24 protein-coding genes, 1 pseudogene and 1 riboswitch are annotated in these 25,736 nt (G+C 70.0%); of the genes and pseudogenes, 6 read left to right on the forward strand and 19 right to left on the reverse strand.

Going from position 1 to position 25,736, the window contains the following annotated elements; genetic code table 11:
• Window positions 1-35: 35 nt before the first annotated feature.
• The 3 genes from H4N64_RS23580 to H4N64_RS23590 all read right to left on the reverse strand — a co-directional run bounded on the left by H4N64_RS23580 (window position 36) and on the right by H4N64_RS23590 (window position 2,513).
• On the reverse strand, window positions 36-1,196 hold the full coding sequence (locus H4N64_RS23580) for an ArsA family ATPase (RefSeq protein WP_186284404.1): 1,161 nt from the start codon (window positions 1,194-1,196) through the stop codon (window positions 36-38).
• A gap of 34 nt (window positions 1,197-1,230) precedes the next feature.
• The gene (locus H4N64_RS23585) at window positions 1,231-1,674 is read right to left on the reverse strand and encodes an SRPBCC family protein (protein WP_186284405.1); all 444 of its coding nucleotides are present in this window, start codon (window positions 1,672-1,674) and stop codon (window positions 1,231-1,233) included.
• Between the two features lie 83 nt (window positions 1,675-1,757).
• Entirely contained in the window at window positions 1,758-2,513 is a 756-nt protein-coding gene (locus tag H4N64_RS23590) for a metallophosphoesterase (RefSeq protein ID WP_186284406.1), read from the reverse strand.
• A 350-nt stretch (window positions 2,514-2,863) separates the two neighbouring features.
• Here H4N64_RS23590 and H4N64_RS23595 point away from each other — a divergent pair, with 350 nt between their 5' ends.
• Window positions 2,864-4,660, forward strand: coding sequence for an AMP-dependent synthetase/ligase (locus tag H4N64_RS23595; protein WP_186284407.1), 1,797 nt, complete (start codon window positions 2,864-2,866; stop codon window positions 4,658-4,660).
• 61 nt (window positions 4,661-4,721) lie between these two features.
• Here H4N64_RS23595 and H4N64_RS23600 read toward each other — a convergent pair whose 3' ends face one another.
• Window positions 4,722-5,864: a glycosyltransferase family 4 protein gene (locus tag H4N64_RS23600; RefSeq protein ID WP_186284408.1), complete on the reverse strand. Its 1,143-nt coding sequence runs from the start codon at window positions 5,862-5,864 to the stop codon at window positions 4,722-4,724.
• A 119-nt stretch (window positions 5,865-5,983) separates the two neighbouring features.
• On the opposite strand from H4N64_RS23600, the gene H4N64_RS23605 reads away from it, so the two are divergent.
• Entirely contained in the window at window positions 5,984-7,219 is a 1,236-nt protein-coding gene (locus H4N64_RS23605; protein ID WP_186284426.1) for a glycosyltransferase 87 family protein, read from the forward strand.
• Here H4N64_RS23605 and H4N64_RS23610 read toward each other — a convergent pair.
• Entirely contained in the window at window positions 7,180-8,460 is a 1,281-nt protein-coding gene (locus H4N64_RS23610) for an MATE family efflux transporter (RefSeq protein ID WP_186284409.1), read from the reverse strand. The two genes, H4N64_RS23605 and H4N64_RS23610, sit on opposite strands and share 40 nt — an antisense overlap.
• A gap of 86 nt (window positions 8,461-8,546) precedes the next feature.
• Between H4N64_RS23610 and H4N64_RS23615 the strand changes: the two genes are divergently transcribed.
• Window positions 8,547-9,092: a helix-turn-helix transcriptional regulator gene (locus tag H4N64_RS23615; protein WP_186284410.1), complete on the forward strand. Its 546-nt coding sequence runs from the start codon at window positions 8,547-8,549 to the stop codon at window positions 9,090-9,092.
• Here H4N64_RS23615 and H4N64_RS23620 read toward each other — a convergent pair.
• The 5 genes from H4N64_RS23620 to H4N64_RS23640 form a co-directional block, all read right to left on the reverse strand.
• The gene (locus H4N64_RS23620) at window positions 9,080-10,270 is read right to left on the reverse strand and encodes a hypothetical protein (protein WP_186284411.1); all 1,191 of its coding nucleotides are present in this window, start codon (window positions 10,268-10,270) and stop codon (window positions 9,080-9,082) included. The genes H4N64_RS23615 and H4N64_RS23620 overlap by 13 nt on opposite strands.
• Before the next feature lie 200 nt (window positions 10,271-10,470).
• Window positions 10,471-11,481, reverse strand: coding sequence for an NlpC/P60 family protein (locus H4N64_RS23625; protein ID WP_186284412.1), 1,011 nt, complete (start codon window positions 11,479-11,481; stop codon window positions 10,471-10,473).
• Window positions 11,482-11,698: 217 nt separating this feature from the next.
• A complete protein-coding gene (locus H4N64_RS23630; RefSeq protein ID WP_186284413.1) occupies window positions 11,699-12,733 on the reverse strand; it encodes an NlpC/P60 family protein in 1,035 nt (344 codons plus the stop codon).
• 210 nt (window positions 12,734-12,943) lie between these two features.
• The gene (locus H4N64_RS23635; protein ID WP_186284414.1) at window positions 12,944-14,287 is read right to left on the reverse strand and encodes an NYN domain-containing protein; all 1,344 of its coding nucleotides are present in this window, start codon (window positions 14,285-14,287) and stop codon (window positions 12,944-12,946) included.
• 69 nt (window positions 14,288-14,356) lie between these two features.
• On the reverse strand, window positions 14,357-14,596 hold the full coding sequence (locus tag H4N64_RS23640) for a hypothetical protein (protein ID WP_055541554.1): 240 nt from the start codon (window positions 14,594-14,596) through the stop codon (window positions 14,357-14,359).
• A 155-nt stretch (window positions 14,597-14,751) separates the two neighbouring features.
• Between H4N64_RS23640 and H4N64_RS23645 the strand changes: the two genes are divergently transcribed.
• The gene (locus H4N64_RS23645) at window positions 14,752-15,489 is read left to right on the forward strand and encodes a rhomboid family intramembrane serine protease (protein ID WP_186284415.1); all 738 of its coding nucleotides are present in this window, start codon (window positions 14,752-14,754) and stop codon (window positions 15,487-15,489) included.
• Window positions 15,486-15,767 carry an Lrp/AsnC ligand binding domain-containing protein gene (locus H4N64_RS23650; protein WP_186284416.1) on the forward strand — a complete coding sequence of 94 codons (282 nt, stop codon included), beginning with the start codon at window positions 15,486-15,488 and terminating at the stop codon, window positions 15,765-15,767. Before H4N64_RS23645 ends, H4N64_RS23650 begins: the two co-directional genes overlap by 4 nt.
• Here the strand turns inward: H4N64_RS23650 and H4N64_RS23655 are convergent, their stop codons facing one another.
• From H4N64_RS23655 to ctaE, 6 genes are all read right to left on the reverse strand, one after another.
• Complete coding sequence (locus H4N64_RS23655; protein WP_186284417.1) at window positions 15,768-17,129, reverse strand: aminotransferase class V-fold PLP-dependent enzyme; 1,362 nt, start codon at window positions 17,127-17,129, stop codon at window positions 15,768-15,770.
• Between the two features lie 133 nt (window positions 17,130-17,262).
• Window positions 17,263-17,379: riboswitch (SAM riboswitch) on the reverse strand.
• A 234-nt stretch (window positions 17,380-17,613) separates the two neighbouring features.
• Window positions 17,614-18,678: an anthranilate phosphoribosyltransferase gene (gene trpD / locus H4N64_RS23660; RefSeq protein ID WP_186284418.1), complete on the reverse strand. Its 1,065-nt coding sequence runs from the start codon at window positions 18,676-18,678 to the stop codon at window positions 17,614-17,616.
• A gap of 122 nt (window positions 18,679-18,800) precedes the next feature.
• Window positions 18,801-20,438 (reverse strand): cytochrome bc1 complex cytochrome b subunit, encoded by a 1,638-nt coding sequence (gene qcrB / locus H4N64_RS23665; RefSeq protein ID WP_186284419.1) that lies wholly within the window; start codon window positions 20,436-20,438, stop codon window positions 18,801-18,803.
• A complete protein-coding gene (gene qcrA, locus H4N64_RS23670; RefSeq protein WP_186284420.1) occupies window positions 20,435-21,490 on the reverse strand; it encodes a cytochrome bc1 complex Rieske iron-sulfur subunit in 1,056 nt (351 codons plus the stop codon). Before qcrA ends, qcrB begins: the two co-directional genes overlap by 4 nt.
• Window positions 21,487-22,299: a cytochrome bc1 complex diheme cytochrome c subunit gene (qcrC, locus tag H4N64_RS23675; protein ID WP_186284421.1), complete on the reverse strand. Its 813-nt coding sequence runs from the start codon at window positions 22,297-22,299 to the stop codon at window positions 21,487-21,489. The genes qcrA and qcrC overlap by 4 nt, the downstream gene beginning before the upstream one ends.
• A gap of 92 nt (window positions 22,300-22,391) precedes the next feature.
• Window positions 22,392-23,012 carry an aa3-type cytochrome oxidase subunit III gene (gene ctaE / locus H4N64_RS23680; protein WP_186284422.1) on the reverse strand — a complete coding sequence of 207 codons (621 nt, stop codon included), beginning with the start codon at window positions 23,010-23,012 and terminating at the stop codon, window positions 22,392-22,394.
• A 145-nt stretch (window positions 23,013-23,157) separates the two neighbouring features.
• Between ctaE and H4N64_RS23685 the strand changes: the two genes are divergently transcribed.
• Entirely contained in the window at window positions 23,158-23,559 is a 402-nt protein-coding gene (locus H4N64_RS23685; protein WP_186284423.1) for a response regulator transcription factor, read from the forward strand.
• Window positions 23,560-23,581: 22 nt separating this feature from the next.
• Here the strand turns inward: H4N64_RS23685 and H4N64_RS23690 are convergent, their stop codons facing one another.
• From H4N64_RS23690 to H4N64_RS23700, 3 genes and pseudogenes are all read right to left on the reverse strand, one after another.
• A complete protein-coding gene (locus tag H4N64_RS23690) occupies window positions 23,582-24,844 on the reverse strand; it encodes a L,D-transpeptidase (RefSeq protein WP_186284424.1) in 1,263 nt (420 codons plus the stop codon).
• A 130-nt stretch (window positions 24,845-24,974) separates the two neighbouring features.
• A complete protein-coding gene (locus tag H4N64_RS23695; protein WP_186284425.1) occupies window positions 24,975-25,373 on the reverse strand; it encodes an aa3-type cytochrome oxidase subunit IV in 399 nt (132 codons plus the stop codon).
• A pseudogene (locus tag H4N64_RS23700) lies at window positions 25,370-25,736 on the reverse strand (aa3-type cytochrome oxidase subunit I); the annotation flags it as partial. The pseudogene H4N64_RS23700 and the gene H4N64_RS23695, both read right to left, overlap by 4 nt.

Consider the following 25,736-nt stretch of genomic DNA (forward strand, 5'->3'; position numbering starts at 1 on the left):
GTCCCTACGACGTTACCCGAACGGGCGTACCGCGTTCACCGGGTCACGGGCCACAACCGGGGGTCGGGCGCGAACCGGATCCGCAGCACGCCGTCGCGCAGCGCGGCCCCGTCGACAGTGCAGCGGCGCAGGGCGGACGGCAGCGGGACGATACGGCGGTACGGGCCCGCGGTGACGACGAGTTCGTCCCCGCGCCGGACGAGGTCGAGGTCGTCGCGTACGGCGCCGGGGAGCGGGATGTTCCAGACGAGCACGCCGTCGTCGGCGAGGCGGTCGGTGACGGGCCACTCGACGGTGGAGCACGCGGAGTTGACGGCCTCGGGGGCGTCCAGGGCGCGGAGGTCGTCGTCGCCGCGCGGATCGTGTCCGCGGTGGGGGACGGCCCGGACGTCGTACGACTCCTGCCACTCCGCCAGGATCTTGCGCTGCTGGGCGACGAGCCCCGGGGGCCAGTCCTCCGGTGCGACCCGGTTGGCGACCAGGATGTCGGCGCGCAGTCCGCGCAGGGCGAGGGCGAGGCCGGCGCCGCGCACGGCGTCGGCACCGGCGGGTCCGGGCTCGGCGACGAGTCGTACGGCGGTGCGCCGGTCGGCCACGACGGCCTCGACGGCGGCCAGCTCGACGTCCCAGCGCGCCGCGGTCTCGTACAGCCACTCGGCCGGCATGGGGACCCCGGCGAGCCGTCCGAGCACGGGCCGCAGGGCGCGGGCCGCCTGCCGCTCGGGCGGGAGCAGGCGGCGCAGGTAGCGGCGGAGTTCCTCGGGGAGGGCGAGGAGGGCGAGGGCGTGCGGGGTGGCCGGGAGGTCGACGACGAGGAGGTCGTGCCGCTCGGAGAGGGCGGCGTCGCGCAGGGCGCGCAGGAGGGTGAGCTCTTCGGCACCGGGAAGAGGGGTGACCTCCTCGGGGTCGAGCCGGGATGCGCCGAGGAGGTCGAGGGCGGCGGTGGCGCGCTCCTGGAAGGCGGCGAGGTCGTCCCGGAATCCGGCGGCGGCGTCGGGCCGCCAGGCGGTGAGCCGCTCACGGGCCTCCACGGGCGCGGGCCCCGTCGGCGTCCCGAGCACGGCACCGAGGGTGTCGTCACGGTCGGCGCTCAGCACAAGAACCCGCTCACCGTCCCGGGCGGCGGCAAGCGCGGTGGCGGCAGCGATCGTCGTACGACCGCTGCCACCGGGGCCGGTGATCAAGAGGGTGCGCATGAGGGTGAACGGTAACGGAGGCCCACCCGGCGACTTACTTGGAACCCGCCTCCACGCGCTTCTTCAGCCCCGCCAGTGCCCGGTCGATGATGACCTTCTCGGCCTTGCGCTTGATCATGCCGAGCATCGGGATCTTGACGTCGACCGTCAGGACGTATGTGACCTCGGTCGAACCCGACCCGGCCGGCTTGAGGATGTACGAGCCGTCCAGGGAGCGCAGCATCTGGGACTTCACCAGCGTCCAGGACACCTCGTGCTCGCCGGTCCAGGTGTACGCCAGCACCTGGTCGTCCTTGATCGCGCCCGCGTCCATCACCAGGCGTACCTGCTCGGCACGGCCCTGGCCGTCCGTCGCGAGGACCTCCGCCTCCTTCACCTCGCCGGTCCAGTCCGGGTAGCGGGCGAAGTCGGCGATCACCCCCATCACGTCGGCCGGTGCCGCCTCGATCGTGATGCTCGAACTGGTGTGTTCCGCCATCGCCGTGGCTCCTCCAGATGCGGGCCGGTATGTCGTCCTCGTGCGCACGTGTGTGCAGCGTGAAGGCTACCGCGCACCCGACGTCACCATTCCAGCGCCCATGGCTTCCCGGTCCCGGCGAAGTGCCCCACGTTCACGCACTCCGTCGATCCGACCCGCATCCGTCGCGCCAGCGGCTGATGGACATGGCCGAAGAGCGAGTAGCGCGGCCGCGTCCGCCGGATCGCGTCCAGCAACGCCCTGCTGCCCCGCTCGAACCGCCGCGCCACCGTGTCGTAGACCAGTTCGGGCACCTCCGGCGGGATGTGGGTGCACAGCACGTCCACCTCCCCCACCGCCTCGATCTTCGCCGCGTACTCCTCGTCGCTGATCTCGTACGGCGTGCGCATCGGCGTGCGCAGTCCGCCGCCGACGAAGCCGAAGACCCGGCCGCCGATCTCCACCCGCTCCCCGTCCAGCACGGTCGTGCCGGGGCCCGCGTACTCGGGCCACAGGGGCGGCATGTCGACGTTGCCGTAGGTCGCGTACGTCGGCGTCGGGAACGCCGCGAACAGCTCGGCGTACTGCTTGCGTACCGCCTTCTCGATCACCGCGCCGCGGTCCGAGCCGATCCCCGCCCACAGCCGGGCGCCGAACTCGCGGGCCTCCTCGTAGCGGCGGGCGGTGCGCAGTTCGACGATATGGTCGGCGTTCTCGGCGCCGAAGAGGTCGGGGAAGATGCCGCGCGAGTGGTCGGCGTAGTCGAGGAAGAGGACCAGGTCACCCAGGCAGATCAGGGCGTCCGCGCCGTCACCGGCTCTGGCCAGGTCACGGACGTTGCCGTGTACGTCGCTGACCACGTGAACGCGCGTCCTGCTGTTACCGGCTGGTGTGGATGCCATGGCGATCAAGCGTAAGCGTGTGCGGCATGCGTGAACAGTGGCGGCCGGACCTGCGGTTACTGGCTAGTCGTCAGAGCCGTCGACTACTGTGCGCGCAGAAGGACATATCGCGGTACCGATCCATGTGACGCAGCGAACATCTCGCCGGTCCCCCTGTCGAAGAAGCCATACCGGCGGGTAACGTCCGGGCAGTCCAGTCGTGCTCAGGATTTCAACCACCGGAATTCCTGGGTACCTGCCCGAGCCTTGGACCGCACCGTCGCATCACACAACGTCGTGGCGCCGGCGCCCTATGAGGAGCAGCAGTCTTGCGCGAGTTCAGCCTTCCGGCTTTGTACGAGGTCCCCGCGGACGGCAATCTGACCGACATCGTCCGCAGAAACGCCGCGCAGCATCCCGATGTCGCCGTCATCGCCCGCAAGGTGGGCGGCAGCTGGCAGGACGTGACGGCCACCGCCTTCCTCGCCGAGGTGCGCGCCGCGGCCAAGGGCCTCATCGCGGCCGGGGTGCAGCCGGGCGACCGGATCGCGCTGATGTCCCGCACCCGCTACGAGTGGACCCTGCTGGACTTCGCGATCTGGTCGGCGGGCGCGATCACCGTGCCGGTGTACGAGACCAGCTCCCCGGAGCAGGTGCAGTGGATCCTCGGCGACTCGGGCGCGACCGCGTGTCTGACCGAGCTGGACAACCACACGGCCGCCGTGGAGTCGGTGCGCGACCGGCTGCCCGCCCTCAAGCACGTCTGGCAGATCGAGGCCGGCGGCATCGAGGAGCTGGGCCGGCTCGGCAAGGACGTCAGCGACGAGACGGTCGAGGAGCGCAGCTCGCTGGCGAAGGCCGACGACCCGGCGACGATCGTCTACACCTCCGGCACGACCGGCCGCCCCAAGGGTTGTGTGCTCACCCACCGCAGCTTCTTCGCGGAGTGCGGCAATGTCGTGGAGCGGCTGCGCCCGCTGTTCCGTACCGGCGAGTGCTCGGTGCTGCTGTTCCTGCCGCTCGCGCACGTCTTCGGCCGGCTGGTGCAGATCGCCCCGATGATGGCGCCGATCAAGCTGGGCTGTCTGCCGGACATCAAGAACCTCACCGATGAACTGGCCGAGTTCCGGCCGACGCTGATCCTCGGTGTGCCGCGCGTCTTCGAGAAGGTCTACAACTCGGCGCGCGCCAAGGCGCAGGCGGACGGCAAGGGCAAGATCTTCGACAAGGCGGCGGACACGGCCATCGCCTACAGCAAGGCGCTGGACACCCCCTCGGGTCCGTCCGTCGGCCTGAAGATCAAGCACAAGGTCTTCGACAAACTCGTCTACAGCAAGCTGCGCGCGGTCCTCGGCGGCCGGGGCGAGTACGCCATCTCCGGCGGCGCCCCGCTGGGCGAGCGCCTCGGTCACTTCTTCCGCGGCATCGGCTTCACGGTCCTGGAGGGCTACGGCCTGACCGAGTCCTGCGCGGCGACCGCCTTCAACCCCTGGGACCGCCAGAAGATCGGCACGGTCGGCCAGCCGCTGCCCGGCTCGGTGGTGCGCATCGCCGACGACGGCGAGGTGCTGCTGCACGGCGAGCACATCTTCAAGGAGTACTGGAACAACCCCGGCGCGACCGAGGAGGCGCTGGCCGACGGCTGGTTCCACTCCGGTGACATCGGCACCCTCGACGAGGACGGCTACCTGAGGATCACCGGCCGCAAGAAGGAGATCCTCGTGACCGCGGGCGGCAAGAACGTCGCTCCGGCCGTGATCGAGGACCGGATCCGGGCGCACGCGCTGGTCGCGGAGTGCATGGTGGTGGGCGACGGGCGGCCGTTCGTGGGCGCGCTGGTCACCATCGACGAGGAGTTCCTGGGCCGCTGGGCCGCCGAGCACGGCAAGCCCGCGGATGCCACCGCCGCGTCGCTGCGCGAGGACGCGGATCTGCTGGCCGCGATCCAGTCGGCGATCGACGACGGCAACGCGGCGGTGTCCAAGGCGGAGTCGGTGCGCAAGTTCCGGATTCTGCCCGCCCAGTTCACGGAGGAGTCGGGCCATCTGACGCCGTCGCTGAAGCTCAAGCGGAACGTGGTGGCGAAGGACTTCGCGCAGGAGATCGAGGCGATCTACGCGAAGTGACCGACCGGGTCGTAAAGGCGCGGTGTCCTCTTCGAGGGCACCGCGCCTTTGACGTCCGTGCCTACAGCAGCTCCTTGAGCCGCTCCGCCAGCAGGTCCCAGCGCCACTTCTCCTCGACCCACTCCCGGCCCCGCTCCCCCATCCTGCGGCGCAGTTCCGCGTCGCCGAGGAGGGTGACGATCCGGTCGGCCGCCTGATCGGGCGAGCCGCCGCGCACCACCCAGCCCGTCTCGCCGTCGAGCACCGCGTCGGGTGCCCCGCCGGAATCGCCCGCGACCACCGGCAGACCCGTCGCCGAGGCCTCCAGGTAGACGATGCCGAGGCCTTCCACGTCCAGGCCCCGCCGACGCGTGCGGCAGGGCATGGCGAAGACGTCGCCGGCGCCGTAGTGGGCGGGGAGTTCGGACCAGGGGACCGCGCCCGTGAAGTGGACGGAGCGGGCCACCCCGGTCTCGTGGGCCAGCCTGCGCAGGTCCTGCTCGTACGGGCCGCCGCCCACGATCAGCAGGACCGCGTCCGGCTCCTTCGCCAGGATGCGGGGCATCGCCAGGATCAGGGTGTCCTGGCCCTTGCGCGGGACCAGCCGGGAGACGCAGACGATCACCGGACGGTCGGTCAGGCCGAGGCGGGCGCGGACCTCGGTGCCGCCGGACTCCGGGTGGAAGGTCTTCTCGTCGACGCCCGGCGGGAGCTGCACCATCCGGGAAGCGGCGGAAGACGAAAGGGCGGTGGCGATCCGCGAGCGCGTGTACTCGCCGAGGTAGGTGATCGTGTCCGTCGAGTCCCCGATCCGGCGCAGCAGCTGCCGCGAGGCGGGCAGTTGGGCCCAGCCGGCCTCGTGGCCGTGGGTCGTGGCGACCAGGCGCCGGGCACCGGCCCTGCGCAGGGCCGGTGCCATCAGGCCGAGCGGGGCCGCCGCCCCGAACCACACCGACGTACAGCCGTGCTCCCGGAGCAGCCCGACCGCCCGCCGGGTCACCCGGGGCGTGGGAAGCAGCATCGTCGTGGAGTCGCGGACGACGGTGAAGGGCTGTTCGGCGTCGAAGGCGGCGGTCGCCTCGACGCCCTCCCGGCCGCGCTTCCAGGTGGAGGCGTAGACGACCAGCCGCTCCGGGTCCAGCCGTAGCGCCATGTTGTGCAGGAAGGCCTGGATGCCGCCGGGGCGGGGCGGGAAGTCGTTCGTCAGTATGAGCGTCTTGTGCATCGCGGCCGACCCTATCGGAGGCGTCGTGCACAGCGCGTCACGGCTGTGCCGGTGGCCGACGCACAGCTTCCGGGGACATCATGTTCCCCTCAAGGCGGATGCGAACGGCAGGGGACCAGGTGGAGACGACGGGCACACGGCGGTCCTTGGCGGGTCTGCTCGTCATCTGGTCCCTGACCAGGGTGGTCCTGCTCCTGTTCGTGTTCAAGGTGTACATCTTCCCCGGCCCGGACGTCACCAGCGACGTGTCCGTGATCTACCAGGGCTGGTACGAGGTGCTGCGCACCGGAACGTTCCCGCAGGACGACGTCACCTGGCAGTACCCGCCCGCCGCTGCGCTCGCGATCCTCTCCCCCGCGCTGCTGTTCTACCTGGACTACGCCTCCGCGTTCTTCGTGCTGGCCTTCACCGCCGACCTCGCCGTCCTCGCCCTGCTCCTCTGCGCGGGCCTGCGCCCGGGCCGCAGCCCCCGGGGCACCTGGGTGTGGACGGTGGGCGTGCCACTGCTCGGCCCGACCGTGTACGCCCGCTACGACGTGATGGTGACCGCGGTGGCGGTGGCCGCGCTGCTGGCCGGTGCCCGGCACCCCCGGGTGATGGGCGCGCTGACGGCGTTCGCGGCGCTGCTGAAGGTGTGGCCGGTGCTGCTGCTGGTCGCCGCCCGTAAGCGCTCGGCCTGGGTGTCGGCCGCGGTGACCGCGGGTCTGCTGGCGGCGCTGTTCGCCGTGATGATGCCGGGCGCGTTCGCGTTTCTGACCTTCCAGCGGGACCGCGGCACCGAGGTGGAGTCGCTGGGCGCCCTGGTCTTCCATGTGGCCCGGCACTTCGGCTGGGACGGACAGGTGCTGCTGAACTACGGCTCGGTGGAGTTCCTCGGCCCGTACGTGGACGTCGTCAGCACCGGCGCCCTGGTGCTCACCGCCCTCGCCTTCGGCTGGCTGCTGCTGTGGCGGTTCAGGGCGACCCGGTTCCTGCCGCACACGCTCGCGGACGCGGCCCTGGTGGCGGTGCTGATGTTCACCACGAGCAGCCGGGTGATCAGCCCGCAGTACATGGTGTGGCTGGTCGGTCTGGCCGCGGTGTGCCTGTGCTTCCGGGGCAGCCGGATGGGATGGCCGGTCGCTCTGGTGCTGGCGGCGTGTCTGGTGACGGTGCTGGAGTTCCCGGTCTGGTTCGCGCATGTGGTGTCCAGCGACACCCTCGGCATCGCCCTTATGTTCGTCCGCAACGGCCTGCTGGTCCTGGCCACGGTCCTGGCCGCGCGCGCTCTGTGGCGCTCCACGGTCTCCGCCGCCGAGCCGGCTCCGGTGCCCGCTCAGGCCGCCCGCAGCAAGGAGACCTCGCTCCCCTCCTGAAGCCACCGGAGCAAGGCCCACTGCAACGCCATCGCGAGCGCCAGCGCCAGACACACGCCCGGCAGCCCGAGCCCGGACAGCCCGTACGCCAGCGGCAGTTGTACGGCCGTGCCGAGCAGCGTCACCCGCAGCAGCACCGGCGCACCGCCGCCGCCCTCGAAGACCCCGCCGAGCGCGATGAAGCAGGCCATCAGCAGCAGGTACGGCCCGATGCAGCGCAGGAACAGCACTCCCTCGTGGGCGACCTCCGGTCCGGCACCGAAGGCCGCCATGACCCACGGCGCGGTCACGGCGAGCAGCACGGCCGCCGCGAGCCCCGCCGTCCCGGACACCAGCACCGCCTGCCGCCCGATGGCCCGCCGCTCGTCGCGCCCCGCGCCACGGGTGTGCGCGGTGTGGATGGCGGCGGCCTGGCGTACGGCGTAGAAGGCCATCGTCGCGATGTACAGGACCTTGTAGGCGATCGAGTACGCGGCCACCGCGCTCACCCCGAGCCGGGCCACGATCGCCACCAGTGCCAGCGCGCCCGCCTGACGGACGGTGAAGTCGGCGGCCATGGGCAGACCGGTGGCAAGGGTCCGGCGCGGGGAGAAGGAGGCCCGCGGCCCCCGGAGCAACGGCTCCCGGCGCAGAACGAGCAGGCCGACGCCCAGGGCCGCACAACGGCACAGGACAGTGGCAGCGGCTGCGCCCTGGACGCCGTGGAAGTGGATCGCGAAGGGGTCCAGGACCAGGATCAGGCCGTTGGCCAGGAGGGCGAGGCGCATCGGGGTGCGGGTGTCGCCGGTGCCTTTGAGGATGCCGTCGACGAGGGTCTGGGCGAAGAAGACGGCGATGCCGGGCAGGGAGATCGCGAAGTAGGCGGTGGCGAGCGGTACGGCCGGGCCGTCACCGCCGAGGACCAGGCGGGCGAGCGGCTCCCGCAGCAGCAGACCGCCGAACACGACCACCGGCGTGACCAGCGCGTACAGCGCCCAGCCCCCGCGCACCGCCGCCCGCACCGCCGCGGGGTCCCGGGCGCCCCTGGCGTGCGCGACCAGCACGGTCGTACCGGAGCCGAAGACCAGCGCGACGCCCAGCAGCACGTTCTCGGTGTTGGTCGCGACGGCCACGGCGGCGACGGCCGGGCCGCCGAGCCGGGAGACCCAGACGGTGTTGATGATCCCGGCGGCGACGGAGGCGAGGAGCGAGAAGTAGACGGGGTGGGCGAGCGAGACGAGCTGCTTGCGGTGAGCGTCCATGGGTCCCCCTCTATCCGAGCTACATCGATTCGAGGTAGCTCGGATAGAGGTAGCATGGTGGGCACGACACCCGCAAGGAGGAACCGGTGCTGGAGCTGTCGATCCTGGGCTTCCTGGCCGAAGAGCCGCTGCACGGCTATGAGTTGAAGGAACGGATCAAGTCGCTGAGCGGCCACGTCCGCCCGGTCAGCGACGGGGCGCTCTATCCGGCGATCACGCGCCTCATCAAGGCCGGCAAGCTCGACGAGCACGCGGAGCCGGGCGTGAGCGCCGCGCCGCGCCGGATCCTCTCCCTCACCGACAAGGGCCACGAGGACCTGCTGGAGCGGCTGCGCCATCCCAAGCAGGTCGAGATCACCGACCAGGTCCGCTTCAACACCGTGCTCGCGTTCCTACGGCACCTGCCCGACCGGCGTGAGCAGGCCGCCGTACTGCGCCGCCGACTGGAGTTCCTGGATGCGCCGTCGAGCTTCTTCTACCGGGGCGGAAAGCCGGTGCGGGCGGAGGAGGCCGACGATCTGTTCCGGCAGGGCATGCTGCGGGTGGCGCGGGCGACCGGTGCGGCGGAGCGGGCGTGGCTGGCCGAGGCGATCGAGCTGCTCGATCCGCCCGGCGAAGGTCAGGCGAACTGACTCCGCAAATACTCCCGCCACTGCGCGGTGAAGTCCGCCAGAGTCGTCCCGAGCACCTTCGCCATCGCGTCCTCGACCGCGCCGGATCGCTTCTCGTGCGCGCCGACGGCCCGGTAGAACTCGCCGAGCCGTACCTCGCCCCAGCGGTCCGCGATCATCCGGCAGGCCATCCAGCCGCTCTCGTAGGCCTGCGCGAGCCCGGCCGAGTCCCCGGTGAACCCGAAGTCCTCGTCGGTCGGCAGCCCCGCCGGGATCTCGCCCTCGGTCACCGCCCGCCACAGCTCCGGCGCGGCGTCGGAGGGCGTGCGCCCGGAGCCGAGGTAGCCGACCCAGTCGGCGTAACCCTCGGAGAGCCACAGCGGGGTGGCGGCGCTGGTGTGGGCACGGGTGGCGACATGGGTGGTCTCGTGGGTGAGCACGACCTGCTTGCCGCTCTGGCCGAGGACGCCGTACGCGACCGGGTTGAGGATGATCCGGTCCGCGGGCGCGCCGGCGGGGGCGCCGGTCTCGCCGGTGGTCACGGCGGCGATCCCGCGGTACGAGGAGGCGGGCGAGCCGAGCAGCCCCGCCATCCCCTCCAGGGACTCCGGTACGAGGACGACGACCCGGCGCGGCCACTCGGTGCCCCAGGCCTGCGTCACCGCGGGCACGGCCCGGTCGGCCAGATCGGCGAAGGTGCTCAGCCGCTCGGCGCTCTGGCCGACTCCGAGCACGATGCTGCGCGCGCCGCGGACCACGTCCACGCGGCCCTGGTCCCACAGCTGTTCGGCGGACTTCTGGGCGGGCCGCTCGGACTCGACGTACCACTCGCCGCCGGCGTCCAGACTGAGCCGAAGCCTGCGGGCGGCGGTGACCGGCGCCCGGTCGTTGCCCTCGATGCGATAGCGCAGCTCGGCCTCGGCGGTCGCGGTGTCACCGGCGCGCCGAAGCGCGGTCACCCGGTACGACCACTCGGCGAACGGCACCGCCCGCAGATCGTCGAACCCGCTCTGCGCGCCCGTCCGCACGAAGGCCGACTCGTCCTGCTCGACGATCGCCTCGGCCCGCCGATCGAGGACCCTCTGCACCGACTCCAGAGCCACATCGGTGACCGACCGCCCCCCGCACCCCACGAGCGAGACGAGCAGCAGACACACCACCACCACACCGGATCCGGACGCCCGCCGTCGACCAGCCATGACGCGATCGTACGGCGATCAGCCCACGGAGGTCAGACCCCGGTCACACCCTGGTGACGGTCGATTCCGGCGCCATCCCCACCGGTTCAGTGCGCACCAGACCCCCCGAGGTCGGGTCGCCTCCGCCCCCGGCAACCGTCGCCCCCACGGCCCGGCCCACCGGATCACACCGCCGCAAGAGCCCGCCGAAGCCGCCCCCGTCACACCCTGGTGACCGTCGCCCCCGGCATCATCCCCACCGGGTCGTATCTCACCGGGGCTCCCGGGTACGGGGCGTGGATCACCTGGCCGTTACCCATGTACATGCCTACGTGGCTGGCGTCGGGGCGGTAGGTGACCAGGTCGCCGGGCTGGGCCTGGGAGAGGGGGACCTGGCGGCCCGCGAAGCGCTGGCCCTGGGAGGTGCGGGGCAGGGAGACGCCGGCCTGGGCGTAGGACCACTGCATCAGGCCCGAACAGTCGAAGCCGCTGGGGCCGTTGGCGCCCCAGACGTAGGGCCTGCCGAGGGCGGAGCGGGCGGCGGCGACCGCGGCGGCGGCGCGGCCCGAGGTCGGGACGGCGCCCCCGAGGTAGGGCATGTCGGAGCGGCCGGAGCGCGAGGCCCGGTCGTAGGCGGCGCGCTCGGCGGACGTCAGGGAGTTGAGCAGTTCCCGGGCCTTGGCCAGCTTCCCCTCCACCGTCCGCTTGTGCGCGGCGACGGCCTTGCGGCTCTTCTCCAGCTCACCGAGCTTGCGGGAGGCCTCGGCGCGCTCCTGGGAGAGCTCGCGCATCGCGTCCTGAAGGTGCTTCAGCTCGCCCGCCTGATGGGCGTTGATCCGGTCAAGGACGGCCGCCTTGTCGAGGTAGTCGTCCGGATCGTCGGAGAACAGCAGCGCGAGGGAGGGATCGAGCCCGCCGGACCGGTACTGCGCCCCGGCCAGCGAACCGAGCGCCTCCCGCATGGAGTTGATGCGCTCCTGCTGCCGAGCGATCCGGTCCTGCGCCCTGTTGACCTCCCCCCGCAGCGAGTCGGCGCGCTCATCGGCCTTGTTGTAGGCCTCGGTGGCCTTCTCGGCCTCCTCGTAGAGGCGGTCCACCTCGGCCCGGGTGTCGTCGTGCGGCGCGGCCGACGCCGGTACGGCTCCGAAGGCCGCGGCGGCTGAGATGACGCAGAGCGCGGCACTCGCGCCCCGGTCGAACCCGGACGGTACAAGGCGACGATGGGACCCCACAGGAAGCCGCACCCCTTCGCTGGCGGACAAGGACCTTCCCCGGCGAGGGGGAAACGCGCCAGACAGTAGCCCCGCGACGGGCCACCGACCAACGACCGCCGCGGCCACGCAGCGTGACGCCCCGCCTATGACGCAGGTCATGGGCGGGGCGTGGGGTCAGTTCACGTCGCGGCGATTCGCCCGAACGGGCGCCGCCGTGTCCTGATCTTGGAGGGGATCAGATGCGGACGCCGAACTGGAACGGCATGTTGTTGATCGACTCGTAGCGGACGACCGTGCCGGTGCGCGGGGCGTGCAGGATCTGGCCGTTGCCCGCGTAGAAACCGACGTGGTGCAGGTCGCCGTAGAAGATGACCAGGTCGCCGACCTTGAGGTCGGACTGGCTGTAGATGCGCGTGCCGGCGTTGGCCTGGGCCTGCGAGGTGCGCGGGATGGAGACGCCGGCCTGGGCGAAGGCCCAGGAGGTCAGGCCCGAGCAGTCGAAGGAGGAGGGGCCGGAGGCACCGTAGACGTAGGGCGAGCCGATCTTGCTCTGGGCGGCCTGGTAGGCGGCCATGGCCCGGCCGGAGCCGGTGGGCGCGTCGCCGAGCTGGACACGGTCGGCGGAGGACCGGCTGGCGCGCTCCTCCTCGGCGGCGAGGGCGGCCTTCTCGGCGGCGGTCAGGGAGTTCAGGAGCTTCTGCGCCGCGGCGAGCTTGGCCTGAACTTCCTTCTTGTTCTTGCCCAGTTCGGCCCGGGTGGAGGCGAGGTCCTTGAGCTTCTCGGTCGCCTCGGCCCGGTCCTGGGCGAGTTCCCGCTGCTTGTCCTGGATCTTCTTCAGCGCCTCGACCTGCTGGCTGCTCAACTGGTCGAGCGTGGAGGCCTTGTCGAGGTAGTCGTCCGGGTCCGAGGAGAGGAACAGCTGGACCGAGGAGTCTATGGAGCCGGTGCGGTACTGGGCGGCGGCCGCCAGGCCTATGGAGTCACGCATCTCGTTCAGGTCTTCCTGACCGCGCGCGACGTTGTCCTGGATCGTGGAGATCTCCTTCTGGAGCTTCTCCTGCTTCTCCTTGGCGCCGTTGTACTTCTCGGTGGCGTGCTCGGCCTCTTCGTAGAGCTTGTCGACCTTGGCCTTGACCTCGTCCTTGCTCGGCTTCTCGCTGGGCGCGGCGTTGGCCGCCTGCGAGCTGATGGCCACGGCGGCAGCAGCGGCGGTGGTCAGCACGGTCACACGTGCGCGGCTCGGCTGCTTGGGTCGACGGTGGGACGCCACGGAGGCGAACTCCTTCTGCTGAGTGATCTTACGATCGAAGGTTCGAAGGCAGACCCTAGTGATACAGCTGTGATCAGTTCAAACCCATGGGCGATTTATCCCGGTTACGGTCCGCATTCTTTACCATCAACCCACGTGCAGTGATACCCACTTGACGCTACGTTGCGTGACGCTTCCGTCAATTCGGGCATTGCATCTGTACGTTGACCTTCAGGACAGTCGCTTCAGAAGCACCGCAGATGCCACCGGCCGGGCGCCCGCCCGGGCGACCCCGTCGGCCACCTCTCGGTCGGTCGAGACGACGATGACCGGACGCCCCGGCGGCTCGGCGCGCACCAGCTGACGGATCAACTCATCCGCGGTGACCCCGGGCTTGGAGAACAGCACCCGCACCCCGCGCGGCGGCGCCAGCAGCACCGGCGCGGCCAGCTCGGCCCCGTCGAAGACACAGGTCACCTCGGCGCCGGTCTGCGCGGCGAGCTGGGAGAGCTGCCCGAGAAGCCTGAGGCGCTGCTTCTCCAGCGGCATCTGGGGATAGCCGGTCTTGGTGACGTTGTAGCCGTCGACGACCAGATGCGCCTGCGGCAGCGCGAGCAGCTGGTCGATGATGGCGGGGTCGTTCTCGGACAACGCCCGTGCGGCGATGTCCTTCGGCGTCATACGTCCCGGTTCGACCGCGTCCACGGTCTCCGCCGGACGCACCGACACCGGCGGCAACGCCAGCTCGCGGCGCAGTCCTTGGGTGGCGTCCAGCAGGGTGTCCAGCAGCAGCCGTACCCGCATGTCCTCGACGCTGCGGCCCTCGCGCGCCGCCCGGCGGGTCGCCTCCAGGGCGGCCTCCGCCTCTCCGAGCCGCGACTTCAGCCGCCGGGTCTCGCTCTCGGCGGCGGATACCTGCCCGTGCGCCTCCGCCCGTACGGCCTCGATCTCGCCCTGCGCCTTGCGCAGCGCGGCCTCGCCGCGCTTGACGTCGCTGAGGGCGGCCCGCAGCTTGCGGTGAAGCGATTCCGCTTCCTTCTTGGACGCGTCCAGCTCGGTGCGCAGCCGCTCGGTCTCGGTCCGGGTCTGCTCCCTGGCCTGGGCGAGTTCGGCGCGCAGCCGCTCAATCTCGGCCCGGCTCTCCTCGTCGGCGCGCTCGGCATCGGCCCGCAGGGCCTCCTCGCCGGCCGCGGTCACCAGCTTGACCCAGCCGGTGGGCCGGAGCACATAGGCCGCGGCCGCCACATCGAGCGGATCCGCGGCCGGGGGCGGCGAGCCGGAGTCGAGGGCGCCGACGAGTTCCGGCTGGGCCTCTCTCAGCTTCTCCCCGATGCGCTGGCGGAAGAGCGTATCGGTCTCCAGCGCGGCGGCCATGGCGTTGCCGGCGAACTTGGCGCGCCGGTTCGGGGCGAACCGGGCGTACTGCCTCAGCTGGGCGGGCAGTTCACCGACGGTCAGCCCGCCGAACCCGTCGGAGACGATCTGTACGACTCTTCTGCGCACTCCGTCGGGCAGCGGACGGTCGAGCACCTCAGCGGCGCCGTCGCCCGGCCCCCCGCCTGCGGTCTCCACCATCCGTCTCACCCCAATGCCTGTGCGGGATCCCCCTGGCCTGGGGGATCGCCCGAGCGGGGCCCGCTCCTGTCAGGAGCCGGCGCCCGGCCTGTCCACGAGTTCCACCTGGTCCACGGCGTTGCACCAGCGGCAGCGCACCGACTCGATGGTCTCACTGACCACCTCGCGCTCCTCGACCTTGGGCTCACCGGCGAGGTCGAGGTGGACGTACTCGACGACCTTCGACGAGCGGGTCACATCGAAACGGGTGAGGTTGCCGCAGAGCGTGCAGCGCCACCGCGTGGTGGCGGTCGGCAGGGGAACCGTCATCGCGACCGTTCTTTCCTTCCAGTGTCGGTGACTCACCGGCATCCCCGGTGCGTGTGGCTCGTAACCCTACGGCCTGGCGGGTACTCGCCGCTCGGCCGTCCACAGCGGCGAGGCGGTCTGTTCGGCTGCGTCCCATTACGTCATGCTCTGTGTTCATGATCAGCAACTGGAGTACCAAGGCCGTCAGAACGATCCGGACGCCGTCCGCGCCGGTGACATACGGACTGATCGCCCTGTGCACGCTGATCTTCGTGATCGGCCCGGCCTCGGGGCTGAATCCGGCCTACGGCACCGGCGAGGAGCTGCTCGCGGCGCAGCGGGCGTACTTCCGGCGCTGGGGTGTGGTTCCGGCCGTACTGTTCGAGGGCGACGCGCGCGCCACCCTCACCCCGGCCACCGCGCTCTTCGTGCACGGCAGCTGGGTGCATCTGCTGGGCAACATGCTCTTCCTCTACGTCTTCGGCGTGCTGACCGAGGAGCGCATGGGCCGTCTTCAGTTCACCCTCTTCTATCTGGGCTGCGGCTATCTCGCCCTGCTGGGCTACGCGGCCGCCAACGCCGACTCCGAGCAGTCCCTGGTCGGCGCGTCCGGCGCGATCTCGGCGGTCCTCGGCGCCTGCCTGGCGCTGTTCCCACGGGCCCGGGTGACGAGCCTGCTGCCGTTCCTGTTCTTCCTGCCGCTGCGCTTCCCTGCCTGGGTGGTGCTGCCCTTCTGGGCGGCCCTGCAATGGCTGGCGGCGGGACGGGCCACGAACGGGCCCGGGGTGGCCTATCTGGCCCATCTCGTGGGCTTCGGCCTCGGGTGCGGCTTCGCCTGGGTGCGGTTCGGCCGTACGACTAGAGTGAAGGCCACCCCAGCGACGCCCGCCCCCGAGGGAGAGAACCAGCCGTGATCACCGCGATCGTCCTCATCAAGACCAGCGTGGACCGGATCCCCGAGATCGCGGAGCAGATCGCTTCGCTGGACAGCGTGAGCGAGGTCTTCTCCGTCACCGGCACCTACGACCTGATCGCGATGGTCCGGGTCAAGGAGCACGAGGACCTCGCCGAGGTCATCCCCGGCCGCATCAGCAAGATCCCGGGTGTGGAGGGCACGGACACGCACGTGGCGTTCCGGACGTACTCCCAGCACGATCTTGAGGCCGCGTTCGCGCTGGGGCTCGACAACTAGTCACACGGCCGGAACGCAGCGCCCGTCCTCCGTGCGGTAGTTCCACTTCGCGCCGTCGGTGACCAGCTCGCGCACCGCGGTCACGAAACGCTCCACGTGCTCGTCCGGCGTGCCCGCGCCGAAGCTGACCCGGATGGCGTTCAGGGACTTCTCGCCGGGTGCCGCCTCGGGGGCGCCGCACTCGCCCTGGGTCTGCGGGTCGCTGCCGAGCAGGGTGCGGACCAGGGGGTGGGCGCAGAACAGGCCGTCCCGGACGCCGATGCCGTACTCGGCGGAGAGGGCGGCGGCGAAGTGGGAGCTGTTCCAGCCGTCCACGACGAAGCTGATCACGCCGACGCGGGGGGCGTCGTCGCCGAAGAGGGAGAGGATCCTTACTTCGGGGACCTCGGCGAGGCCCTCGCGGACCTTGCCGATGAGGTACTGCTCGCGGGCCACGAGGGTGTCGAAACCGGCCTCCGTCAGCGCCTTGCAGGCCGACGCGATGGAGTAGGCACCGATGACGTTCGGGGAGCCGGCCTCATGGCGGGCCGCGCTCTCGTGCCACTCCACGTCCACTCCCCCGTCCGCGCGCCGGGTGACCTTGCGGCTGGCGCCGCCGCCCGCGAGGTACGGCTCGGCCGCGATCAGCCAGTCGGCGCGCCCGGCCAGGACGCCGGAGCCGAAGGGGGCGTAGAGCTTGTGGCCGGAGAAGGCGACCCAGTCGACGTCCAGGTCCTGGACCGACACCGGGTGGTGCGGGGCGAGCTGGGCGGCATCGAGGACGATCCGGGCGCCGTGCGCGTGGGCAGCGGCGGCCAGCTCGCGGACCGGCCACAGCTCGCCGGTGACGTTCGAGGCGCCGGTCACGCAGACCAGGGCCGGGCCGTGCGGGTCACGGTCGGCGAGGGCGCGCTCCAGGGTCGCCACGGCCTGCTCCGGGGTGCGCGGGGCGTTGAGGTAGGTGACCTCGGCGTCCTGCCAGGGCAGCAGGGAGGCGTGGTGCTCGGTCTCGAAGACGAAGACCTGGCAGTCGGCGGGGAGGGCGGCGGCGAGCAGGTTCAGGGAGTCCGTGGTGGACCGGGTGAAGATCAGCTGGTCATCGGCGCGGCAGTCGAGGAACTCGGCGACGGCCTTGCGGGCGTTCTCGAAGAGGTCGGTGGAGAGCTGCGAGAGGTACCCGGCGCCCCGGTGGACGCTGCCGTAGTACGGCGCGTAGGCGGCCACGTCGTCCCAGACCCGCTGGAGCGCGGGGGCGCTGGCGGCGTAGTCGAGCGCGGCGTAGCTGACCTCGCCGCCGGTGACGAGCGGGACGGTGACATCCCGGCCCAGAACGGGCAGCGGGGCACAAACGGACCGGTCGATGGCAGCGGTGGAGACAGACATGGCGGAACTCCCGTGAGAGACGGAGAAGGAAAGAGCGAAAAGGGTGTGCGGAGGCGGGGCTCGGCGGCCCTATCGCATTCGCTTGCTCACGGAAGACTCCCTCGAACGACCCAGGACCCCTGGTTTCGCGAGGGGTCCGCGCTTGCCGTAGACCTTGTTGCCTACGGCCTGGTCTTCACCCGGGGCACCCCGCCACGGACGGAGGGTTGCCGGACAGTCGGCCGGGGCCTCATGACTGTCACTCATGACCTGGTACAGGAACCTATGTGAAGTGATCACCGCCCCGCAACCCGTGTCCGGATCGCGGGACGAGGACCGATAGCCGCCAGTGCCTGTCCGGCGGATCAGGTCGGCTGCAAGAAGCGGCGTGTTGAGGAGGGCGACGACGCGGAGCGTCGGCAACCGACGACACGCCGCTGGGGGTCCCCCTCTGGGGGAGTGCCGCCAGACCCCGCGACGCCGGCATGATCCGCCGGACCAGGCCCTAGGCGTTGCTGGCGGCCACCCAGCGCTCCAGGGTCCGCTTGGCCGCACCGGAGTCGATCGACTCCGCCGCCTTCGCCATGCCGGTGCGGATCTGCTCGGTCAGGGGGGCCCCGGTCGGCCGGAGGGCCACCAGGGCCGCCGCCGAGTTGAGGAGTACGGCGTCCCGGACGGGGCCCGTCTCGCCGTTCAGCAGGCGCCGCGCGACGTCCGCGTTGTACGACGCGTCCGCGCCCCGCAGCGCCTCCACCGGGACGAGGTCGATGCCGACGTCCCGCGGGTCGAAGGACTCCTCGGTGACCTTGCCGTCGCGGACGATCCAGACCTGGGAGGTCGAGGTCGTGGTCAGCTCGTCCAGGCCGTCGTCGCCGCGGAAGACCAGCGAGGAGTTGCCGCGCTCGGCGAACACGCCCGCCACGATCGGCGCCATCCGCGGATCGGCGACCCCGACCGCCTGCGCCCGCACCCGGGCCGGGTTGGTGAGCGGACCGAGGACGTTGAAGACCGTCCTGATCCCCAACTGCCCGCGCGCCGCGCCCGCGTGCCGCATCGCGGGGTGGAACTTCGCCGCGAAGCAGAAGGTGATCCCGGCCTCCTCGGCCACCCGTGGCACCCGGGCCACCGGCAGCTCCAGGTTCACCCCGAGCTTCTCCAGGACGTCCGAGGAGCCGGAGGCGGAGGACGCGGCCCGGTTGCCGTGCTTGACGACCTTGGCGCCCGCGCCGGCCACCACGATCGCGGACATCGTGGAGATGTTGACGGTCTTGGCGCCGTCCCCGCCCGTGCCGACGATGTCGACGGTGTCGCCGGCAACCTCGATCACATTGGCGTGCTCGTACATCGTGCGGACGAAACCGGTGATCTCCTCGACCGTCTCGCCCTTGGCCCGCAGGGCCACCACGAACCCGGCGATCTGCGCGTCGGTGGCCTCGCCGCGCATGATCAGGTCCATCGCCCAGGCCGTGTCGTCGGCGCTCAGGTCGCGCCCCTCCAGCAGGCCGTTCAGCAGCAGGGGCCAGGAACGGCCCGCCGCGGTGTCGCCTCCAGCGGGGGTCACAGCGCTCATAAGGCCGCTCCTGAGTGTCGTAAGAGAGTGTGACCCCACCCTATCCAGCTCAGGGCACGGAGAAGGGCCCCCGTCCGAAGACCGGACGGGGGCCCTTCTACCGCGCGTGGCGAGCGCAGCGATCAGTGGTGGCCGTGGCCGCTCGTGATCTCCTTGTACTCCTCGACGGTCGGCTTCGGAATCTGGGACTCCTCGCCGTAGTACGCCTTGCTGAGCTTGACGCGCAGCTTCTCGGAGCCCTTCACCTTGCGCTCGACACCGTTCTCGTCGACCAACGGGCCGATCTCGGCCGGCTTGTACTGCTCGTGCGCGGTGAGGGTGTGCAACTGCTCCTGGCTGAGCGGCTCGTGCACCTCGATGAACTCACCGTGCGGCAGGCGCTTGATGATGCCCGACTCGCGGCCGTGCAGCACCTTGTCCTTGTCCCGGCGCTGCAGGCCGAGGCAGATCCGCTTGGTGATGACGAAGGCGAGGACCGGGCCGACGAAGAACGCGATCCGGACGAACCAGGTGATGGCGTTGATCGACAGGTGGAAGTGGGTGGCCCACAGGTCGTTTCCACCACCGATCAGCAGCACGAAGTACCAGGTCATCCAGGCGACACCGAAGGCCGTACGGGTCGGCGCGTTGCGCGGGCGGTCCAGGATGTGGTGCTCGCGCTTGTCGCCGGTGACCCAGGACTCGATGAACGGGTACACCGCGATGGCGACCAGGACCAGCGGGAAGATCATCAGCGGGATGAACACACCCAGGACGAGCGTGTGACCCCAGAAGTTGATCTCCCAGCCCGGCATGACACGGATCAGACCCTCGGAGAAGCCCATGTACCAGTCGGGCTGGGCGCCGGTGGACACCTGGTCCGGACGGTAGGGGCCCATGGCCCAGATCGGGTTGATCGTGGCGATCGCCGAGATGGCCGCGATGACACCGAAGACCAGGAAGAAGAAGCCGCCGGCCTTGGCCATGTAGACCGGCATGAGCGGCATGCCGATGACGTTCTTGTTGGTCTTGCCGGGACCCGCGTACTGGGTGTGCTTGTGGTAGACGACCAGGATCAGGTGGCCGACCACCAGACCGAGCATGATGCCCGGCAGCAGCAGGATGTGGACCGAGTAGAAGCGGGCCACGAAGTCGCCGCCCGGGAACTCCCCGCCGAAGAGGAAGAACGACAGGTACGTGCCGACGATCGGCACGGACAGGATCGCGCCCTCCATGAAGCGGACACCGGTGCCGGAGAGCAGGTCGTCCGGGAGCGAGTAACCGGTGAAACCGGTGAACATGCCGAGGACGAACAGCAGGAAGCCGAACAGCCAGTTGATCTCACGCGGCTTGCGGAACGCGCCGGTGAAGAACACGCGCATCATGTGCACGAACATGCCGGCCAGGAAGACCAGCGCGGCCCAGTGGTGGATCTGCCGGATGAGCAGACCGCCGCGGACGTCGAAGGAGATGTGCAGCGTGGAGCTGAACGCCTCCGACATCAGCTGACCCTGGAGCGGGACGTAACTGCCGTGGTACTCCACCTCGTTCATCGACGGGTGGAAGAACAGCGTCAGATACACACCCGTGAGGATGATGATGATGAAGCTGTAGAGGCAGACCTCACCCAACATGAACGACCAGTGGTCGGGGAAGATCTTGCGCATGTTGGCCTTGGCCAGGCCGTAGATGCCCAGTCGGCCGTCCGCCCAGTCGGCGACTCGCTCGCCGGCCGGCGCTTTCCCGCGCGAGCGGGACTCGGTGGTCTCTGTAGTGCTCATCCGCGCTCCCAGAATGCAGGACCGACGGGCTCTTCGAAGTCGCCGAGCGCCTCAAGGTAGCCCTCGTCGTTCACGCCGATCCGCAGCTGCGGCAGGGCGTGACCGGCGGGACCGAAGATCACTCGGGCACCGTCGGAGAGGTCGAAGGTGGACTGGTGGCAGGGGCACAGCGCGTGGTGCGTCTGCTGCTCGTACAGGGAGATCGGGCAACCGACGTGGGTGCAGATCTTCGAGTACGCCACGATGCCCTCGTGCGACCACTCAAGCTCGCGCTTGTCCTTGATGTTGTCCGGCTGGATGCGGACGATCATCAGGGCGGCCTTGGCGATCTCGGTCTGGAAGTCGTGGTCGTGCTCCTCCAGGCCCTCCGGCTTGGCGAAGGTGAGGGAGCCGACCGCGACGTCCGAGGGACGCAGCGGCTCGTTGGTGTTCATGTTGACGAGCAGCTTGCCCTTGGACCACAGGGTGTGGCGGAGCTTGTTCTCGGGCAGCGGGCCGAGGTCACGCAGGAGGACGACACCGGAGAGCGGGAACAGGGCCAGCGCACCGAACATCGTGTTCCGGATCAGCTTGCGACGGCCGAGGGCGGACTCCTTGGCGCCGTCCGCGAAGTCGGCCAGAACCTTGGCCTTGACCTCCGGCGGCGACTGGACGGCGTGGCGCTCCTCGGCGACCTCGACGTCCGACATCAGGGTGCGGGCCCAGTGGACCGCGCCCGCGCCGATGCAGAACAGCGAGACACCCAGCGTCATGCCCAGCGCGAAGTTCAGCGCGCTGATGTGACCCAGCGGGAAGATGTAGACCGACTTGTCGACCGGGATCGCCACATAGGCGGCGATGAAACCGACGGTGGCCAGCATCGACACCGTGAACAGCATGGCGACCGTACGCTCGGACCGCTTGGCGGCCCGCTCGTCGACGTCCTGGATCCGGTGCTCGTGGGGCGGCAGGCCGGGGTCCGCGAACGGGTCCTTCTCGTCCGCGACGCTCACCGCGCCGTGTTCGTCCTGCTCTGCGGGCAGGTTCTCTTCTGGAATGTCTTGGCTACTCATGACTTCTTGGCCTTTGCGGTCCGAGCGGCGACCCAGACGGCGACCGCGATCAGCGCGCCGAGTCCGAAGACCCACGCGAACAGGCCCTCGCTGACCGGACCGAGTCCGCCCAGCTCAAGACCACCGGGGTTCTCGGTGTCGTCGCTGTTGACCGCGTCGAGGTACGCGATGATGTCCTTCTTGTTCTGCTCCGACAGGATGGTGTCGGGGAAGGAGGGCATGTTCTGCGGGCCGGTCTGCATGGCCTCGTAGATGTGCTTCGGGTCCACGTCGTCAAGAGCCGGCGCGTACTTGCCGTGGGTCAGCGCACCGCCCTTGCCGGTGAAGTTGTGGCACTGCGCGCAGTTGGTGCGGAACAGCTCGCCACCCTTGGCGATGTCGGCGCCCTCGGGGCCGTACTCCGCCTCGGTCGGGATGTTCGGACCGGCGCCCAGCGAGGCGATGTACGCCGCGAGCTGGTCGATCTCGGCCTGCGTGTACACGACCTTCTTCTTCGGCGCCTGGGCGCCCTGGGAGGTCGCGGCGGGCATACGGCCGGTGCCCACCTGGAAGTCCACGGCCGCGGCGCCGACGCCCACCAGGCTCGGACCGTCGGAGGTGCCCTGACCGCCGGTTCCGTGGCAGCTGGCGCAGCCGACGGCGTAGAGCTTCTTACCCTCGTCGATGGCGAGAGACTGGGCGGTTTCCTCTGCCTGCGCCTTGCCCGTGGGCGCGACAAAGGCGTACAGCCCCCCAGTGGCCGCCAGCGCGAGGAGTAGGACGACGACCGCCGCCAGCGGATGGCGTCGTCGTGCGGAGAGCTTTTTCACGGATTACCCCGGTGTCAGGATCTTCTGCGTCGATGCTTCTGGGATGTGCGCTTGCTTGCTTGCCTGCTCGCAGCGCGCGGGAACGGGCCCGGCTACTTGATCATGTAGATCGTGGCGAAGAGGCCGATCCAGACGACATCGACGAAGTGCCAGTAGTAGGACACGACGATGGCGGCGGTCGCCTGCTCATGAGTGAACCTCCTGGCCGCGTAGGTGCGTCCGAGGACGAACAGGAAGGCGATGAGGCCACCCGTCACGTGCAGGCCGTGGAAGCCGGTGGTCAGGTAGAAGACCGAGCCGTAGGGGTCGGACGAGAGCGAGAGGCCCTCGTGCTTGACCAGCTCGGTGTACTCGTACACCTGACCGCCGATAAAGATCGCACCCATGATGAAGGTGACGATGAACCAGCCCCGGAGCTTCTTCACGTCACCGCGCTCGGCGGCGAAGACGCCGAGCTGGCAGGTGAGGGAGGAGAGCACCAGGATCGTGGTGTTCGTCGCCGAGAACGGGAAGTTCAGGAAGTCTGCCTTCTCCTTCCAGAACTCGGGACCCGTCACCGATCGCAGGGTGAAGTACATCGCGAAGAGGGCCGCGAAGAACATCAGCTCGGAACTCAACCAGATGATGGTTCCGACACTGGTGAGGTTCGGCCGATTGACCGACGGGTGCGCGTGCCCGGTTTCTACTGTCGTTGCTGTCGCCACGACCGACATTATGTCGGTCGCTTATCCCGCCCTCACTCCGGGGGGTGCCGTTCGGAGTGTCTCCCTGCCCCATACCAGTGTTGACGTGGTGTTCAAGGGAGTAGCATCCGCCTCAACGGGCCTGTCCTTACGACGCTGACGTCACGGAGGAACAATGCAGCCGACCGCTACGGTGCTGGTGTACAGCGACGATTCCAACACCCGCGAGCAGGTGCGGATGGCCTCCGGCAGGCGGCCGGCCCCTGATGTCCCGTTGGTCGAGTTCGTCGAGTGCGCGACACCCGCGGCTGTGCTCAGCGAGCTGGACAAGGGCGGGATCGACGTCTGTGTGCTGGACGGTGAGGCCGTGCCCATGGGGGGCATGGGGGTGTGCCGGCAGATCAAGGACGAGGTCTTCAATTGTCCGCCGGTGCTGTTGCTGATCGGGCGCCCTCAGGATGCTTGGCTGGCGACGTGGAGTCGTGCCGAGGCCGCGGTGACCCTGCCGGTGGATCCTGTGGAGTTCGCGGCCGCCTTGGCCTCCCTGTTGCGTACCCAGAGGCTTCAGAGCGCCTAGGAGCTCGGGGGCCCCAGGTCGGTCACACCGCCGCGGGTCGCAGCCTTGCCGCCTCTTCCGGCCGGGGGCCCTCGGGCTCTCCTGCGACCAGGGCGCTGCCCTTGCGCCACTTCTTCCAGGCGACGTTCCAGTCCCCGAAGCCGTTGCCGAAGGGTTCCATCGTGTTGCCGTACGAGTTGATGACCTCGACCAGGTCGCCCTCTCGGACGTTCTCGAAGAACCAGGCCGCGTTGCCGGTGCTCATTCCGGTGCAGCCGTGGCTGACGTTGGCGGAGCCCTGGGAGCCCACGGACCAGGGGGCGGCGTGCACGTACTCACCGCTCCAGGTGACCCGGGTGGCGTAGTACACGGGCAGGTCGTACGACTCCGCCGAGCCCTCCGCTATGCCGATGCTGGTGCCGCGCATCCGTACGAAGTACTCCTTGCCCAGCACCACCTTGACGCCGTTGCGGGTCTCGAAGCCGGGCTTGCCGGTGGTGACCGGCATGGAGTTGATCTTCTCGCCGTTCTTGTAGACCGTCATCGAGTGGGACGAGGCGTCCGTCACCGCGATGACCCGGTCCCCCGTGGTGATCTTCAGCGGCTTGGCCTTGCCGCCCCAGAGGCGGTCGCTGACCTTGATGCCCTCCAGGTTGCTGCGCACCCGGATGGTGGCGTGGGTGGGCCAGTAGTCCTTGGGGCGGTAGTGGAGCTTCTTGTCGTCCACCCAGTGCCAGGCGCCCTCGGTGGCGGGCATGGATTCGACCTTGAGGGCGCGTTCCACTATGGCGCGCTGGGCCTCGTCCTTGACCGGCTTGCTCAGTTCGGCGGTTATGGGCTGGCCGACGCCGTACGTGCCCGCCTTGGGGCCGAAGGTGACGTCCAGACGCTTCTTGGTGAGCGGCTTGCCGGTGTCGAAGCTGAGGACCCGGCGGCCGGGGGCGCCGTCCTCGTCCTCGGTGGACACCCGGACCGTGTAACGGGCGTTGGCGGCCAGCGGGGAGGTGCTGTGCCAGCGGCTGCCGTCGGCGGAGAGTTCGCCGCTGACGTAGCGCCCTGTGCCGTCCACGGCCGTGACGTCCGTGATACGGCTGTCCGAGTCCTCGGCGGTGACCTCAAGGGGCTTGTCCGGGTCGGCCTTCTTGCCGTCGCCCTTGGGGCCGTTGAAGGAGATCTGGCCCGCCGCGTCGTACGGCGCGGCCGACAGAGGGTGGCCGTCCCCACCGCACGCCGTGACGCTCGCGCCGAGCGCGATCACCAGCAGGGTGCAGCCGACGACGGTGCGGGTGTGCGGAGTTGTGTTCATGACTTCACGCTAGGGAGCCACGTCAAGCGCGGCGCGCCGAATAGTCCGGAAGAGGGACGAAAGTCGTGGCAAAAGAGGGAGCCCGGACCCTCCTGACGGAGTGTCCGGGCTCCCGAGCGCTCGGCGCGTGTTACTGGGTGCGATTCTCACCGCGGTAGTACTCGAAGACCCAGCCCCAGAGGCCGACCAGGATCAGCGGGGCCGAGAAGTACATCAGCCACCAGCCGATGGCGACCGCGAGGAAGGCGAGCGCGCCACCCACGGCCAGCGAGAGCGGCTGCCAGCTGTGCGGGCTGAAGAAGCCGACCTCGCCGGCGTCGTCCGCGACATCCGCGTTCTTGTCGTCCTGTGCCCCCGCGTCGACCCGCCGGGCGGTGAAGCCCAGGTAGAAGCCGATCATGATGGCCAGACCGAACGCCAGGAAGAGAGCCGTCGTACCGGCCGGCTCCTTCGACCACACGCCATAGACGATCGCCATGGCGAGGATGAAGACGCTCAGCCAGATGAACATCCTGCCTTGGATCTTCACTTGCCGGCCTCCTTGCCACCAGCCAGGGCCTTTTCACCGTGAGGGGCGTTCTCAAGCTGGTCGAGAGCGGCGATCTCAGGGTGGTGCAGGTCGAATGCCGGGGATTCACTGCGGATCCGCGGCAGGGTGAGGAAGTTGTGCCGCGGCGGCGGGCAGGACGTCGCCCACTCCAGCGAACGGCCGTAGCCCCACGGGTCGTCGACCTCGATCTTCTTGCCGTACTTGGCGGTCTTCCAGATGTTGTAGAAGAACGGCAGGACCGACAGACCGAGGACGAACGAGCTGATCGTCGAGATCGTGTTCAGGGCGGTGAAGCCGTCGGCCGCGAGGTAGTCCGCGTAACGACGCGGCATGCCCTCGGCA

This window comes from Streptomyces cupreus (genome assembly GCF_014257025.1).
GTDB lineage: Bacteria > Actinomycetota > Actinomycetes > Streptomycetales > Streptomycetaceae > Streptomyces > Streptomyces cupreus.